Origin of the sequence: Streptococcus mitis, assembly GCF_023109105.1 — a bacterium.
Taxonomy (GTDB): domain Bacteria; phylum Bacillota; class Bacilli; order Lactobacillales; family Streptococcaceae; genus Streptococcus; species Streptococcus mitis_BW.
In genome coordinates, this window is the sequence record NZ_JALDTZ010000017.1 from 1 (window position 1) to 14550 (window position 14550).

Genomic DNA, 14550 nt, shown 5'->3' on the forward strand with positions numbered 1-14550 from the left:
TGCCACTGGTTTTTAGGGTTTTTATCAGACTAACTTCCACTTGAATTAGCGATGGAACTTAGTTTGGGAATTTAGCTTCTTTCGACTCTTTTATCTCTAATAAATTTTCTCCAAAAATGAGAAGACCTTCTAAAATTTCATAGTCCTTCTTGTTTCGGACATCAAATACAACTTCCATTAATCCCTTATTCTCAGCTATGGCTGCTTTTAAGTTCGTTGCGGATAAAGCTTTAAAATAATCTTGAGCCAAGAACAGTCGCTGAGTGACTTTTTCAAATTGTACTGTAATCTTATTATCTTTTCTTTCCACACGTTGAACAAATACCTTATCAAGATAGGACTTGACCAAACCAATCTCTAAAAGATAAGCTACTATATCTGGATATTCTCCAAAGCGGTCCATTAACTCTTCTTGTAACTCTTCATAATTGACACGATTGTCAATTTGATGAATTTTCTTGTAAATTTCAATCTTATGTCGTTGATCAGAAATATAAGTGTCAGGAAGATAGGCATCAATTTGTAAAATCAATTCGGCATTTCCTTTGGTTCTTGTTTTCCCATTACCATGTCGTTTAGCAATAGCTTCCTCCAATAACTGCGAATATAATTCAAAACCAACAGAATCAATGAAACCAGACTGGGATTTTCCTAAAAGATTTCCTGCTCCGCGAATCGAAAGATCTCGCATTGCAATCTTAAATCCGGAGCCCAATTCTGTAAATCCTTTAATCGCTTCTAATCTCTTTTCAGAGACTTCACTGATTGATTTTTCTGGACGATACATGAGATAGGCATAAGCAATACGATTACTACGACCGACTCTTCCTCTTAGCTGATACAAGGTTGACAAGCCCATATGGTCTGCATTTTCAATAAATAAGGTGTTAGCATTTGGAATATCAACGCCAGTCTCAATGATTGTGGTAGTAACCAAAATATCATACTGACCTTCAATAAAGTCCAATAGAGTATTTTCTAACTGAATCTCACTCATTTGCCCATGAACATAACCAATCGAAGCCTCTGGAATTAACTCCTGTAATTCTGAAACCTTCTGGTCAATTGTGTCAACTTTATTGTAAAGATAGTAAACTTGACCTCCACGGTCCATTTCACGCAAAACAGCATCACGAATGACACTATCATTCTTTTCCAAAACATAGGTCTGCACTGGATAACGATTAGTCGGCGGAGTTTCAATAACAGACAAATCTCTGATTCCCAGCATAGACATATGAAGAGTACGAGGGATTGGCGTTGCCGTCAAGGTCAGGACATCCACTTGTTTTTTCAGTTCTTTCAATGTTTCCTTATGCTTGACACCAAATCTCTGTTCTTCATCAATAATCATCAAGCCCAAATCAGCAAACACAACATCTTTTGACAAAACACGATGCGTTCCAATCAAGATATCGACTTGACCCTTTTTCAATTTTTCAAGTGTTTCAGTCTGCTCTTTTTTACTTCTAAAGCGACTCAACACATCAATATTAACTGCAAAATTTTGGAATCGTTCCTTAAAATTCGTATAGTGCTGTTGCGCTAAAACCGTCGTCGGAACTAGAACGACAACCTGTTTGTGATCATTGACTGCCTTAAAGGCTGCACGCATAGCAACTTCAGTCTTTCCAAAACCAACATCCCCAACTAAAAGTCGATCCATTGGCTGAGAAGCCTGCATATCTCTCTTGATTTCCTCAACACTACGAAGTTGATCATCCGTTTCAACATAAGGGAAGGCATCATCAAAAGCATGTTGATCTTCATCATCAGCTGAAAAAGCAAAACCCTTCAACTGACTACGCTCAGAATAAAGTTTGATTAAATCGTCAGCTATATCCTCTACCTGGTTCTTAACCTTTTGCTTTGCCTTTTTAAAATGTCCGTCATTTAATTTATTGAGTTTTGGCGCTTTCCCATCACTTGAAATATATTTAGACAGTAACTGAATCTGCTCTACTGGGATGGAAATTTGATCCCCATTTTGATACTGGACACTGACATAATCGCGGTGAATCCCCTTGATTTCAATTGTTTCAATTCCTAGATATTGACCAATTCCATGAATATGGTGAACAACGTAATCCCCTTTTTCAAGTTCATTATAATCTTTTAATCTCTCTGCGTTTGAAACATGTTGTCTTCGAAAACGGCGTTTTAATTTCTTTTGAAAAATCTCATGTTCAGTAATCAATAAAATCTTTTCATCTACAAAATGAAAACCATGTCTTAGATTCCCCTCGATCAAGTTTACAGATTCTTTACAGATACTTGACTTATCTCTGAAATCCAATTTAATCTGGTATTCCTCTAAAACATCCTCCAATGTTTTACTTCCCATTGAATTGCTAGACTGCAGAATGATAGTGTAATCCATTTTTTTGTATCGCTCAATTTCTTCTTTCAGAAAAGAAAATTGATTGAAAAACTCCTGCATAGGATATTGATTAAATTGATAAATTTGGTCAAACTTTAGATTGCCTAACCCCTTTTGCAGATTAGAGAAAAAGGTAACCGGACTCTGTTTTTTATAGATTTGCTCTGTATCTGCAAAATACTTCATCTCAGAAAATGCTTTACTGTTTTGTAATTCTTCTGTAAAGTATTGCGCTAATTCTCTTTCAAAGACTTCATACTGATTCATCAATTTCTGGTAATCATCAAAAAATACTGGGGTATCTTTTTCAATATAGTCAAAAACAGTCCATGTCTTGTCATAACATAAAGATAAAAATTTCCGTGAATCAGAATGCACTTGTTTTTTGTGAAAACTTGAAAGAATTTCTTCTAGGTATGATTTCAAAATAGGTGATAAGGTCTTCGAAATTTGTTTTTCTAAAGCTGACTGACCTCGTTGATAATCCTTTTCTCTCAAAAGCATATCACTAGCTGGAAAGATGGTTAGTTCTGTCTGATTTTCTTTCGATAATTGTGTTTCGACTTCAAATGACCTGATACCATCAATTTCATCACCAAAAAACTCAATTCGGCAAGGTTCTAACTGGGATATTTCAAAAATATCTAAAATATCTCCTCGCAGACTAAATTCTCCCTGAGTTTGTACTTGCGTAACTTTTCGATATCCTATTTCCTTTAACTGATGGATAAGCGCGTGTTGGTCATATTCTTCACCAACTGAGATTTTTACAATACTATCTTTGAATACATTTGGAGACGGTAAAATCAATCGACTTGCTGCGATATTACAAACTAAAATCCCTTTCTTAGATGAATCAGTCAAAAAACGCAAGGCTTCAACCCGTGAAATGATTTTTTCTTGTGAAGACATCAAAAACTCCACCATAGGGGAGTCATCTACCAAAAATGGATAGACAAATTCCTCACCCAAGATAGAAATAAGATCACTAATAAGCCCTTCTGCTTCTCCATAAGTTGACGTCAATAACACAATCTTATCTTCTTTTTCTAAACTGCTTGCAATTGCTAAAGCTTTTGTAGAAGTTGACAAGCCTAACATTAATTGTCTTTTTTTATCTGTCAGATTTTGATGCCATTTTTTGATCTGATTATTTTCTGAGAATAAATCTAATAAGGTCACCATTTATCCATTATACCTCTGCATCGTTTTTTCAAAATTTTTCTCTTGTAAATAATAATTTACAGCTTCGTCAACCTTGTCAATAGATTGTAAAATACCAATATAATCATCCTTGTCAAACGTACTCAAAACATGGTGAACAACTGACATACCATTTTTAGGTCTTCCGATTCCAATCTTAACACGATTAAAGACCTGAGTTCCTATATGTTGAATAATAGACTTAATGCCATTGTGACCACCTGCTGAGCCTTTTGCTCTTAAACGAATTTTCCCAACTTCCATGTCAAGGTCGTCGTAAATGATGAGTAAATCTTCAATATCCAAACCATAATAAGTCAATAAAGCATGAACCGCTTTTCCACTTTCATTCATAAAGGTCGTTGGTTTGACAAGATAAATTTTTTCGCCATTAAGAAAAAAAGATGCTAGGTCAGCTTGAAATATCTTATCGTGTGTAAAAGTGACATTCTGTTTCTTCGCTAGTTGGTCAATCAACATAAAACCAACATTGTGTTTTGTTTCAAAATATTTATCCCCTGGATTTCCTAATCCTACAAGTAATTTGGTCATTTATTTTTCCTTTCAAAAGCCAAAAGGGTTGGAATTTTTTTCCAACCTAATTGACACTATTTATTAATTTTTTAGACATTAAAGCGGAATTCCATGATATCGCCATCTTGAACGATATATTCTTTTCCTTCTTCACGCAAGCGTCCAGCTTCTTTTACGGCCTTTTCAGATCCGTATTTCACTAGATCCTCATATGACATGGTTACTGCACGAATAAATCCTTTTTCAAAGTCTGAATGTATAATACCAGCTGCTTGAGGAGCCTTCATACCACGTTTGAATGTCCAAGCGCGAACTTCTTTTTCACCAGCTGTGAAGTAAGTTCCCAGTCCAAGCAAGTGGTAAGCTGCACGAGTCAACTTGTCAACGCCTGATTCTGTCAAACCAATGGCTTCAAGAAACTCTTTTTTATCTTCTTCATCGTCCAATTCAGAAATTTCTTCCTCAGCACGCGCAGAAATAACGACTACTTCAGCATTTTCTGTCGCTGCAAATTCACGAATTTGCTTCACATAGTCGATAGAGTCAGGTTCTGAAACCACATCCTCGTCCACATTAGCAACATAGAGCACTGGTTTAGTCGTCAACAGGAAGAGACCTTTGACAACTTTTTGTTCTTCATCTGTAAACTCGATTGTACGAGCTGATTTTCCATCCTCAAGGACTGGTTTAATCTTTTGAAGAACATTGAATTCTGCTACAGATTCTTTATCTTTTTGCGTACGTGCCATCTTTTCTACACGCGCATAACGCTTATTAACAGATTCTAAGTCAGCAAGAATCAATTCCAGATTAATGGTATCAATATCCGCAAGTGGATCCACAAAGGCATCTTCACGTCCTTGCTCGCGCATGACATTTTCATCATCAAAAGCACGAACTACGTGAACAATCGCATCTACTTCACGGATATTGGCCAAGAATTTATTTCCTAGTCCTTCTCCTTTTGAAGCTCCTTTTACAATCCCGGCAATATCTGTAAATTCAAATGTTGTTGGAACTGTCTTTTTAGGAGTGATCATTTCAGTCAATTTTTGTAGGCGTTCATCTGGAACTTCTACCATTCCAACGTTTGGATCAATCGTCGCAAATGGGTAGTTTGCTGCCTCTGCTCCTGCTTTTGTAATTGCATTAAATAGTGTTGATTTACCAACATTTGGCAAACCAACGATACCTGCTGTTAAAGCCATATTTTCTCATTCTCCATTTTCATTTCAATCCCTAATATTATAACACAAAAAGGGAAAACTTGCTAACCCTCTAACTAAGGGTTCTCAGTCAATAATTTTATTCATTTTTCTATCAAAATCATAGCGCCCCATCATGACAACATGGTCACAATTACTACATTTGATTTTGATATCTGCCCCTACACGTGTAATTTCCCAACGATTTGCTTTTTTACCAGTTGACTTGATAGTACAAGCATGTGGTTTTTTCATCTCAACAAAATTTCCAACCTGATACATATTACTCTCCTTTTCTTTTTCGATTATATCATAAAAGAGGCGAGCTAGGCTCAACCTCTTTAACTTAATTCGTACGAACTGGGGTGATAAGTTGCATGAAGTCCTCGTCAGTATCTGCTGGCACAAGAGTGAATGGACGAACAGCTGAGATAAAGCTAATGGTCACCTTTTCGCTATTTAAAGCCTTGAGTGAATCAATCAAGTAAGTTGGGTTGAAACTAATAGTCAAATCATCCCCAGTAACTTGATCAGTGTCGATTTCTTCGTTTACTTTACCAACTTCTGGAGAGTGAACATGGGCGCTAACAACACCACCTTTAATTTCAAGCTTCACAGTACCATTTTGAGTCGCACTTGATAAAAGACGAGCACGTTCCATCGACTGGCGTAAGTTTACCACATCAAAAGTAATAGTAGTGTTAAAGTCTGTTGGAATCAAACGATCTGTGTCAGGATAGTTTCCTTCTAGGAGACGAGTATAAAAGCTAATATTTTCGCTTCTAAAGAGGATTTGATTGTTGGCAAAGAAAATCTCTACAGTTTCGATATCATCTGTAAATACCGCTGAAAATTCGCGTAGAGAACGGCTAGGAATGACAACATCAAAATCATCACTATTTTTCTCAAGCGTTAATTTTTTCTGGCTTAGACGATGAGAGTCTGTTGCCACTGTTTTTAGCTCCTTGTGTTGACTCAATACAAAATGAACACCTGTTAAAATTGGACGACTCTCTTGGGTACTTGCAGCAAAGGCTGTTTCATTGATAATTTTCTTGAGTAATTTTGTTTCAAGAATTAAAGGAGTGCTTGCTGAAATTTCCTGGATTCGTGGATATTGTTCGCTATCCTTTCCTTTTAGGGTAATTTCTGATTTGCCGCTGGTTAAAATAATTTGATTTTGTTCAATTTCTTTAAAATCAAGAGTCACATCAGGTAGACTAGATACCACATTGATAAAGAAAGAAGCTTCAAGAAGGATTGAACCTAAAGAAGTAATTAACAAACCAGCATCTTCATTTTTTTGAGAAATAAAATTTTCAATTGAAATTTGACCATTTGAACCAATTAAAGTAACACCTTCATTAGTCACGTCAATTTTTACTGTTGATAAAATAGGAATGGCATTTTTAGAACTAATAGCTCTCTTAGTAGTATTTAATGCTTGTAGAAATAAATTTTTATTAATTGAAAAATGAATCATGGATTCTCCTTTATTTATTTTTAGTATTAAAAAGATAATAGTAATAATAGAGTCTGTGAAATCTGTGGAAAACAGACTAAAATTAAGGCATATCAAGTTTTTTGGCTTGTTTAAAAAATGTGGATAAAAAAGATAAAAAAGCGAAAGTTATCCACAAGTTATTTGATTTTCTTTTTGATTGATTCAATTTCTAAACGTAAATTATCGTCTTCATCAATCAAAGATTTAATTTTTGCATGGGCGTGAATGACTGTTGTATGATCTTTTCCACCAAATTCTTTCCCAATTTTTGGAAGACTATTATCTGTTAGTTCTCTAGCTAAATACATGGCTACTTGACGGGCTAAAACAATATTTTGAAGGCGTCTACTTCCCTTCATTTCTTTGACACTAACACCATAAAAGTTACCAACTTCATTTTGGATTTTATCAATTGGGATGACGAGTATTTGGCTAACATCTTGTTTTCGAGCTCTAATAGCTTCTGCAGCAACATCAATTGTAATATCTTTGATTTTCTTTACTCTAGCAACTAAAGTGATATCATTAATTGCACCTTCAAGATCGCGAACATTTGAATCAAATTGACCTGCTAAGTATTCTAAAGTATCGCTTTGGAAATTGTAATTCAAATGTTCAGTTTTGCTTTGTAGAATGGCAATACGCGTTTCAAATTCAGGAGGTGTAATGTGCTGTGTTAATCCCCAACTAAAGCGCGTGACAAGTCTTTCTTCAAGCCCTTCCAGATGTTTTGGACTTCTGTCACTGGTTAGGACAATTTGTTTTTGCTTGTCGTGCAGTGCATTAAAGGTATTGAAAAATTCTTCTTGTGTTGCAACTTTTTTACCACTTAGAGATTGGATATCATCAATTAATAAAAGATCAAGGCTACGATAGGTCTTTTTAAACTTTTCCATCTCCCCAAGTCTTAGGTGATCAAGAAAGTCATTAATAAAGCTTTCAGCAGGGATATATTTAACATGTGCATCAGGAATGTTTTTTAGAATTTCATTACCAATAGCATTTAATAGGTGAGTCTTACCGAGACCTGGACCTCCATATATAAAAAGAGGGTTATAGGTCAAAGCTAAATCTTCTGAAACAGCTAAAGCAGCAGATTTTGCCCAAACATTTCCATCTCCTTGGATAAAATTATCAAAGGTATACTTTTCTTTTAATCCAGTATCCGAATAAGGAATAGATGATAACTTTGGACTATAGTCATAAAGAGTTGAATTGGTAGCTTCTTCAACTTGTGAGATAGTCGTATCTTGAGGTTTGGTGAAAATATAGTGGGGAGTTATTTCAGCATCATAAATTTCAAATCCAGCAACTACAATAATATCTTTTAGTTGTTTTTCCCAGACCATTTCCATTTCAGATCGTGGTAAAAATATAGTAGCAACATTTTCCTCTACCTTGATGAGTTCAGCTTGAATAGCATAGAAATCATACATGGATCGAGTCAGTCTTTCTTGAGCAAATTCTAATATACGATTCCAAAATTGTTTTTCTTTCAATCCTTTCTCCTCCTTTACTATTTAAAAGTTTAATGATAGACTTATTTTACCATAGATGGCAAGAATTTTCCACAAGCTGTGAAAAATAATCCACAATGTTATCGAGTTTTATCCACAGGTTGGGGATAAAATCAGAAACTATTGATTTATTAAGCTTTTTATTGAAAAAAACAGTGGATAACCTTGTGAGATAAAAAAATAAAAGAACAGCCTCATTTCAGGCTGTTGATAATTCTACTGTATTCTTCTTGATTTGAAAAAGAAATAATGATTTTTCCACTATCTTTTTTAGACAGTTTGATTTCTACATCTAATCCGAGTAGTTTTTTTAACTGTTCTTCTTCATTCTGTATAAAATGATTCGTTTTTTGAAGTTTCTTTTGTTTTTTCTCTGTCAGGAGAGATTCTAACTTCCTTACAGAAATATCTTCCTCGATGATTCGTTGAAAGAAATAGTCTTGTTGTTCCTTATTCAAGCCAATTAAAGAACGTGCATGTGCTTGTGATAGTTTGCCATTTTCTACTTCTGAGAGGATCTGTTCTGGCAAGGAAAGCAAACGAATGGAGTTGCTGATATAAGGACGAGACTTGCCCATTTTATCTGCAATTTCAGCATGGGTAAATCCTTTCTCTACGAGAGATTCATAGGCGCGTGCTTCTTCTATTGGATTTAAATTTTCTCTCTGTAAATTTTCAATGATGGACTGGACCATCATCTCTTGATCTGAAAGTTGTTTAACAACAGCTGGGATAGACGTTAGACCAGCTAAAAGTGAAGCCCGATAGCGTCTCTCTCCTGCAAGGATTTCGTAACCAATAACAGGAGATTGACGAACAATAATCGGTTGAATGACCCCATTTTCTTTAATAGACTGTGCTAGTTCATCTAGTTTTTCTCTATCAAATTCTGTTCGGGGTTGATAGGGATTTTTTTGTATATCTGTGATAGAAATCATTTCAAATTTTTCCATGATTCTACACTAACACATCTTTTCTCTTATGTAAAGCTTTCTTTACATAGATGTCAATTAAGATTCTAAATCACCTGAACTTTTGTCAAGTTTGATAGATGTAGTCTCTTCTTTACCGTTACGATAGTAGGTTATCTTAATGGTGTCTCCGATAGAATGATTGTAAAGAGCACTTTGTAAGTCTGTTGATGAAGTAATCTCTTTGTCATCTACTTTTGTAATAACATCATATTTTTCAAGGTGACCATTGGCAGGCATGTTACTTTGTACAGAACGAATAACTACACCAGATGTTACGTTACTTGGAATATTCAGTCTTCTAATATCACTTGTATTAATATTTGAGAGATTGACCATTTGAATTCCCAAAGCTGGACGAGTCACTTTTCCGTTCTTTTCTAACTGTTCAATAATATTGATAGCATCATTTGCAGGAATTGCGAAACCAAGACCTTCTACAGATGTGCCTCCATTTGTGGCAATTTTACTTGAGGTAATTCCGATAACCTGTCCTTGGATATTGATAAGTGGTCCACCAGAGTTACCTGGGTTAATAGCAGTATCAGTTTGGATGGCTTTTGTAGAAATGGCTTGTCCATCTTCAGATTTTAAAGATACATTTCGATTGAGACTAGATACGATACCTTGAGTGACAGTATTTGCATATTCGGAACCTAACGGGCTACCAATGGCAATAGCAGTTTCTCCTACGGTTAACTTGCTAGAATCTCCAAACTCAGCTACTGTTGTCACTTTTTCTGAAGAGATTTTGACAACAGCAATATCAGAGAAAGTATCAGCTCCGACAATTTCTCCAGGTACTTTAGTTCCATCTGACAAACGAATATCTACTTTGCTGGCACCATTTATAACGTGATTGTTGGTGACGATGTAAGCTTCTTTATCATTCTTTTTGTAAATAACCCCAGATCCTTCACTAGAGATTTGCTGAGAATCTGTGTCAGTATCATCATTACCAAATACGCTATTTTGTCTGTTTGCCGAATAAGTAATAACAGAAACAACAGCATCTTTTACTTTGTTAACAGCCTGTGTTGTTGAATTTTCGTTCTTATAGGCAGTCTGTGTAATAGTACTATTGTTGTTGGAGTTACTTACAGTACTTTTCTGAGTTAGTTGGTTTATTGAAAAGCTACCTAAGGCTCCACTAATAAAGCTAATGACGATAACGACTAATAATTGAAACCATTTTTTGTAAAATGTTTTTAGATGTTTCATATTTTCCTCCATATGTTTGAACTTACTGAAAGTATAAACTGGCTAGCTTAATTATAACTTAAAAATAAAAGTTTTTCACAGGTTGTGGATAACTTTCAAAAATCTGTGGTTTTCTCGGCTAAAATTAACCTTTTATTTTGTGAATAAGATGTGAAAAAATAGAGAATATGTTAGAATAGAGTCATGAAAATTAAAGTTGTAACAGTTGGGAAACTGAAAGAAAAGTATTTAAAAGATGGTATCGCAGAGTATTCAAAACGAATTTCTCGATTTGCTAAGCTTGAAATGATTGAGCTGGCAGATGAAAAAACACCAGATAAGGCTAGTGAGTCAGAAAATCAAAAGATTTTAGAAATAGAAGGTCAGAGAATTTTATCAAAAGTTGGTGACCGTGATTTCGTTATTGTGTTAGCCATTGAAGGGAAAACTTTCTCCTCAGAAGAATTTAGTAAGCAGTTAGAAGAAGCTTCTATAAAAGGATTTTCTACTCTTACCTTTATTATTGGAGGGAGTCTGGGGTTAGCACAGGATGTAAAAAAGAGAGCTAATCTTTCTGTCAGTTTTGGTCGCTTAACCTTACCCCATCAGTTAATGAGACTCGTTCTTGTTGAACAAATTTATCGCGCTTTTACAATACAGCAGGGCTCTCCTTATCATAAATAGAAAATTGACTTTCAATTGAATTTTTGGTAAAATAGCTGTGTTAGGTCTCATAGCTCAGCTGGATAGAGCATTCGCCTTCTAAGCGAACGGTCGCAGGTTCGAATCCTGCTGGGATCAATATAGTAGCAAAGCTGGGAATTTTCCCAGCTTTTTTCTTAAAAAAGTACACTTGGGGAGAAAAAAATGACAGTTGAGAGAATTTTATCTAAAACGAAATTCCATTTTGTATAATAGTTTTTGTAAGTTAGCTTACAAGCAAAAAACATTTTAGGAGATTTTATTATGAAAAACACAGTTAAATTGGAACAGTTTGTAGCCTTGAAGGAAAAAGACTTGCAAAAGATTCAAGGTGGGGAGATGAGGAAATCAAATAATACTTTCTTTAATTTCTTAAGAAGAATATAAAGGAGTAGAAGAATGAATTTTTTCTTAGTAGTAGATTTTATATTATATTTTTTTATTATTAGTCACAGTTACCGTTTAATTTGTAAAGGTCAAATAAATAGAAAAGAATTATTCTTTTTTGGCGCTTATACATTACTAGTAGAAGTAGTACTTGGCCTTCCCTTTTATCTTCTATATTTAGATGGGTTAGGGATTGCAACATTTTTATTTCCTTTGGGTTTATATTTCTATTTTCGATGGATTAAACAGTATGAGAGGGATAGAGGACTATTCCTAAGTTTACTACTATCTCTTTTATATGAGAGCACTCATAACTTTCTGTCTGTAACTTTCTCTTCTATAACAGGAGACAATTTTGTTTTACAATATTATGCCCCATTCTTTTTCGTTGTAACGGTGTTGACTTATGTTGTTATCTTAAAAATAATTACTTATTTCCACTTGGAAATAACCTATTTTGACAAAGATTACCTTTATCCTTTCTTGAAAAAAGTATTTTTTGCTTTACTATTGCTCCATATTGTATCTTTCGTTTCAGATATGGTAAGTACGATTAAACATTTGAATAGTTTTGGAAGTATTTTATCATCTATTGTCTTTATCTCTTTACTTTTGACCTTTTTTGCAATGAATTCGCATAAAGAACAAATGGAGAAAGAGATTGCTTTGAAGCAGAAGAAATTTGAACAGAAACATTTACAGAATTATACAGACGAAATTGTCGGTCTGTATAATGAAATCCGTGGTTTTCGACATGATTATGCTGGAATGCTTGTTAGTATGCAGATGGCAATTGACAGTGGTGATTTACAAGAAATTGACAGAGTTTACAATGAAGTTTTGGTCAAAGCAAATCATAAACTGCGTTCAGATAAGTATACTTACTTTGATTTGAACAACATAGAAGATTCATCTTTACGAAGTTTGGTTGCCCAGTCAATTGTCTATGCTCGAAATAATGGTGTAGAGTTTACACTGGAAGTAAAAGATACGATTACCAAGCTCCCAATTGAACTATTGGATTTGGTTCGTATTATGAGTGTTTTATTGAACAATGCTGTTGAAGGATCAGCTGATAGCTATAAAAAACAAATGGAAGTAGCAGTTATTAAGATGGAAACTGAAACAGTGATTGTGATTCAGAATTCATGTAAAATGACGATGACTCCTTCAAGAGATCTATTTGCTTTAGGATTCTCTACTAAGGGAAGAAATCGTGGAGTAGGATTAAATAATGTGAAAGAACTACTAGATAAGTACAATAATATTATTTTAGAAACAGAGATGGAAGGCAGTACATTTAGACAAATCATTAGATTTAAGAGGGAATTTGAATGAAAGTTTTAATTTTAGAAGATGTTATTGAACATCAAGTGAGGCTAGAGAGAATATTGGATGAAATTTCGAAAGAATCGAATATTCCAATATCTTACAAGACAACAGGAAAAGTTCGTGAGTTTAAGGAGTATATCGAAAATGATGAAGTAAACCAGCTTTATTTCTTAGATATCGATATTCATGGAATTGAGAAAAAAGGGTTTGAAGTTGCCCAGTTTATTCGTCATCACAATCCTTATGCTATTATCGTCTTTATTACCAGTCGATCAGAGTTTGCGACTCTAACCTATAAATACCAAGTATCAGCCTTAGATTTTGTTGATAAGGATATCAATGATGAGTTATTTAAGAAGAGAATTGAGCAAAATATCTTCTACACGAAGAGTATGTTACTTGAAAATGAAGATGTGGTAGATTATTTTGACTACAATTACAAGGGAAATGATTTAAAAATCCCTTACCATGACATTCTGTATATTGAAACGACAGGGGTCTCTCAGAAATTGCGCATTATTGGTAAGAATTTTGCAAAAGAGTTTTACGGTACCATGACAGATATTCAGGAAAAGGATAAACATACTCAGCGATTTTATTCTCCTCATAAGTCATTTTTGGTAAATATAGGAAACATCAGAGAAATTGATCGAAAAAACCTAGAAATTGTTTTCTATGAAGACCATCGTTGTCCTATTTCAAGATTAAAAATTAGAAAATTGAAAGATATTTTAGAGAAAAAATCTCAAAAGTAATTGACAATTAGTAAGAAATTGATATAATGGTTATATCTGCTACAGATAGAAGGTCCGTTGGTCAAGGGGTTAAGACACCGCCTTTTCACGGCGGTAACACGGGTTCGAATCCCGTACGGACTATTTTATCCGCCATAGCTCAGTTGGTAGTAGCGCATGACTGTTAATCATGATGTCGTAGGTTCGAGTCCTACTGGCGGAGTATAGATAAAAGGGAACATGGTGTTGTTCCCTTTTTTGTATCAATTTGTATCACCAAGCATTTTCATAAGGAAGTCTGTTATTTCTTGAGGACTTTCTTTTTTTCCATGTGCAATCCAAGTTTGGCAAACACCAAAAAGTGCGTGAGTTAGATAGATGCTACTGTATTCTAATTCAGTGGTATTGAGATTCAGTTGCATAAATCGCTTTTGTAAATCTGTACTGAGCATGATATGAAGTTTATTTCGTAAGAAATTTTGGATTTCTTTGGTTCCATTTTCGGAAAGAAGGGCAGCCAGAAGTGGTTCTGACTCTAGATATTCAAATACTTCTAAAATAGCCTCTCTTTTGTGATAAGCATGTTTTTGAAAAATATATTCAAATGTATGAAATAGCTTGCTTTGATAGTGCTCAATCATATCATACTTATCCTTATAGTGAGTATAGAAGCTGGAACGACTAATTCCGGCTTTTTCTGCTAACTTGACAGTAGAAATTTGATCAAATGGTTCTTCCATTAGTAATTGGACCATAGCATTTTCAATAGTTCGCTTTGTTTTTAAGCGTTTGTTACTTTCTTGCATATTTCCTCCTTGTAAACAAATTAGACTATGTGTCTAAAAATTGATTTTTTATCTTGTAATTTAGATTTTTTAATG

General features: G+C 34.5%; 13 protein-coding genes and 3 tRNA genes. 7 read left to right on the forward strand and 9 right to left on the reverse strand.

Translation table 11 applies throughout. The features are described 5' to 3' along the window. Window positions 1-58: 58 nt before the first annotated feature. From mfd to M1F37_RS08685, 8 genes are all read right to left on the reverse strand, one after another. The gene (mfd, locus tag M1F37_RS08650; protein ID WP_247935485.1) at window positions 59-3565 is read right to left on the reverse strand and encodes a transcription-repair coupling factor; all 3507 of its coding nucleotides are present in this window, start codon (window positions 3563-3565) and stop codon (window positions 59-61) included. Continuing rightward, on the reverse strand, window positions 3566-4135 hold the full coding sequence (pth, locus tag M1F37_RS08655; RefSeq protein WP_247935486.1) for an aminoacyl-tRNA hydrolase: 570 nt from the start codon (window positions 4133-4135) through the stop codon (window positions 3566-3568). 71 nt (window positions 4136-4206) lie between these two features. After that, window positions 4207-5325, reverse strand: a complete 1119-nt coding sequence (gene ychF / locus M1F37_RS08660) for a redox-regulated ATPase YchF (protein ID WP_247935487.1) — start codon at window positions 5323-5325, stop codon at window positions 4207-4209. An 84-nt stretch (window positions 5326-5409) separates the two neighbouring features. After that, window positions 5410-5604: a DUF951 domain-containing protein gene (locus tag M1F37_RS08665; protein WP_000285186.1), complete on the reverse strand. Its 195-nt coding sequence runs from the start codon at window positions 5602-5604 to the stop codon at window positions 5410-5412. 64 nt (window positions 5605-5668) lie between these two features. Continuing rightward, window positions 5669-6805, reverse strand: a complete 1137-nt coding sequence (dnaN, locus tag M1F37_RS08670) for a DNA polymerase III subunit beta (protein ID WP_247935488.1) — start codon at window positions 6803-6805, stop codon at window positions 5669-5671. Between the two features lie 158 nt (window positions 6806-6963). Continuing rightward, the gene (dnaA, locus tag M1F37_RS08675; protein ID WP_247935489.1) at window positions 6964-8325 is read right to left on the reverse strand and encodes a chromosomal replication initiator protein DnaA; all 1362 of its coding nucleotides are present in this window, start codon (window positions 8323-8325) and stop codon (window positions 6964-6966) included. A gap of 212 nt (window positions 8326-8537) precedes the next feature. Then, window positions 8538-9296 (reverse strand): ParB/RepB/Spo0J family partition protein, encoded by a 759-nt coding sequence (locus M1F37_RS08680; protein ID WP_247935490.1) that lies wholly within the window; start codon window positions 9294-9296, stop codon window positions 8538-8540. 57 nt (window positions 9297-9353) lie between these two features. Then, the gene (locus M1F37_RS08685; protein WP_247935491.1) at window positions 9354-10535 is read right to left on the reverse strand and encodes a S1C family serine protease; all 1182 of its coding nucleotides are present in this window, start codon (window positions 10533-10535) and stop codon (window positions 9354-9356) included. 183 nt (window positions 10536-10718) lie between these two features. Here M1F37_RS08685 and rlmH point away from each other — a divergent pair, with 183 nt between their 5' ends. The 7 genes from rlmH to M1F37_RS08720 all read left to right on the forward strand — a co-directional run bounded on the left by rlmH (window position 10719) and on the right by M1F37_RS08720 (window position 13892). Further along, window positions 10719-11198 carry a 23S rRNA (pseudouridine(1915)-N(3))-methyltransferase RlmH gene (rlmH, locus tag M1F37_RS08690; RefSeq protein ID WP_000695934.1) on the forward strand — a complete coding sequence of 160 codons (480 nt, stop codon included), beginning with the start codon at window positions 10719-10721 and terminating at the stop codon, window positions 11196-11198. 43 nt (window positions 11199-11241) lie between these two features. Further along, window positions 11242-11315 (forward strand) — tRNA-Arg (locus M1F37_RS08695). Between the two features lie 165 nt (window positions 11316-11480). After that, on the forward strand, window positions 11481-11603 hold the full coding sequence (comC, locus tag M1F37_RS08700; RefSeq protein WP_060806037.1) for a competence-stimulating peptide ComC: 123 nt from the start codon (window positions 11481-11483) through the stop codon (window positions 11601-11603). A gap of 12 nt (window positions 11604-11615) precedes the next feature. Continuing rightward, a complete protein-coding gene (gene comD, locus M1F37_RS08705; protein ID WP_247935492.1) occupies window positions 11616-12941 on the forward strand; it encodes a sensor histidine kinase in 1326 nt (441 codons plus the stop codon). Next, a complete protein-coding gene (gene comE / locus M1F37_RS08710) occupies window positions 12938-13690 on the forward strand; it encodes a response regulator transcription factor (protein ID WP_247935493.1) in 753 nt (250 codons plus the stop codon). The genes comD and comE overlap by 4 nt, the downstream gene beginning before the upstream one ends. A gap of 51 nt (window positions 13691-13741) precedes the next feature. Then, window positions 13742-13813, forward strand: a tRNA-Glu gene (locus M1F37_RS08715). Window positions 13814-13818: 5 nt separating this feature from the next. Next, a tRNA-Asn gene (locus tag M1F37_RS08720) sits at window positions 13819-13892 on the forward strand. A 40-nt stretch (window positions 13893-13932) separates the two neighbouring features. Here M1F37_RS08720 and M1F37_RS08725 read toward each other — a convergent pair. Further along, window positions 13933-14475, reverse strand: a complete 543-nt coding sequence (locus tag M1F37_RS08725; RefSeq protein WP_247935494.1) for a TetR/AcrR family transcriptional regulator — start codon at window positions 14473-14475, stop codon at window positions 13933-13935. Between the last annotated feature and the right edge of the window lie 75 nt (window positions 14476-14550).

What these genes read in the sequence shown, in the direction of transcription:
- mfd (WP_247935485.1), bottom strand. Translation starts at nt 3,565, where the DNA reads ATGGTGACCTTATTAGATTTATTCTCAGAAAATAATCAGATCAAAAAA.
- pth (WP_247935486.1), bottom strand. Translation starts at nt 4,135, where the DNA reads ATGACCAAATTACTTGTAGGATTAGGAAATCCAGGGGATAAATATTTT.
- ychF (WP_247935487.1), bottom strand. Translation starts at nt 5,325, where the DNA reads ATGGCTTTAACAGCAGGTATCGTTGGTTTGCCAAATGTTGGTAAATCA.
- M1F37_RS08665 (WP_000285186.1), bottom strand. Translation starts at nt 5,604, where the DNA reads ATGTATCAGGTTGGAAATTTTGTTGAGATGAAAAAACCACATGCTTGT.
- dnaN (WP_247935488.1), bottom strand. Translation starts at nt 6,805, where the DNA reads ATGATTCATTTTTCAATTAATAAAAATTTATTTCTACAAGCATTAAAT.
- M1F37_RS08680 (WP_247935490.1), bottom strand. Translation starts at nt 9,296, where the DNA reads ATGGAAAAATTTGAAATGATTTCTATCACAGATATACAAAAAAATCCC.
- M1F37_RS08685 (WP_247935491.1), bottom strand. Translation starts at nt 10,535, where the DNA reads ATGAAACATCTAAAAACATTTTACAAAAAATGGTTTCAATTATTAGTC.
- rlmH (WP_000695934.1), top strand. Translation starts at nt 10,719, where the DNA reads ATGAAAATTAAAGTTGTAACAGTTGGGAAACTGAAAGAAAAGTATTTA.
- comC (WP_060806037.1), top strand. Translation starts at nt 11,481, where the DNA reads ATGAAAAACACAGTTAAATTGGAACAGTTTGTAGCCTTGAAGGAAAAA.
- comD (WP_247935492.1), top strand. Translation starts at nt 11,616, where the DNA reads ATGAATTTTTTCTTAGTAGTAGATTTTATATTATATTTTTTTATTATT.
- comE (WP_247935493.1), top strand. Translation starts at nt 12,938, where the DNA reads ATGAAAGTTTTAATTTTAGAAGATGTTATTGAACATCAAGTGAGGCTA.
- M1F37_RS08725 (WP_247935494.1), bottom strand. Translation starts at nt 14,475, where the DNA reads ATGCAAGAAAGTAACAAACGCTTAAAAACAAAGCGAACTATTGAAAAT.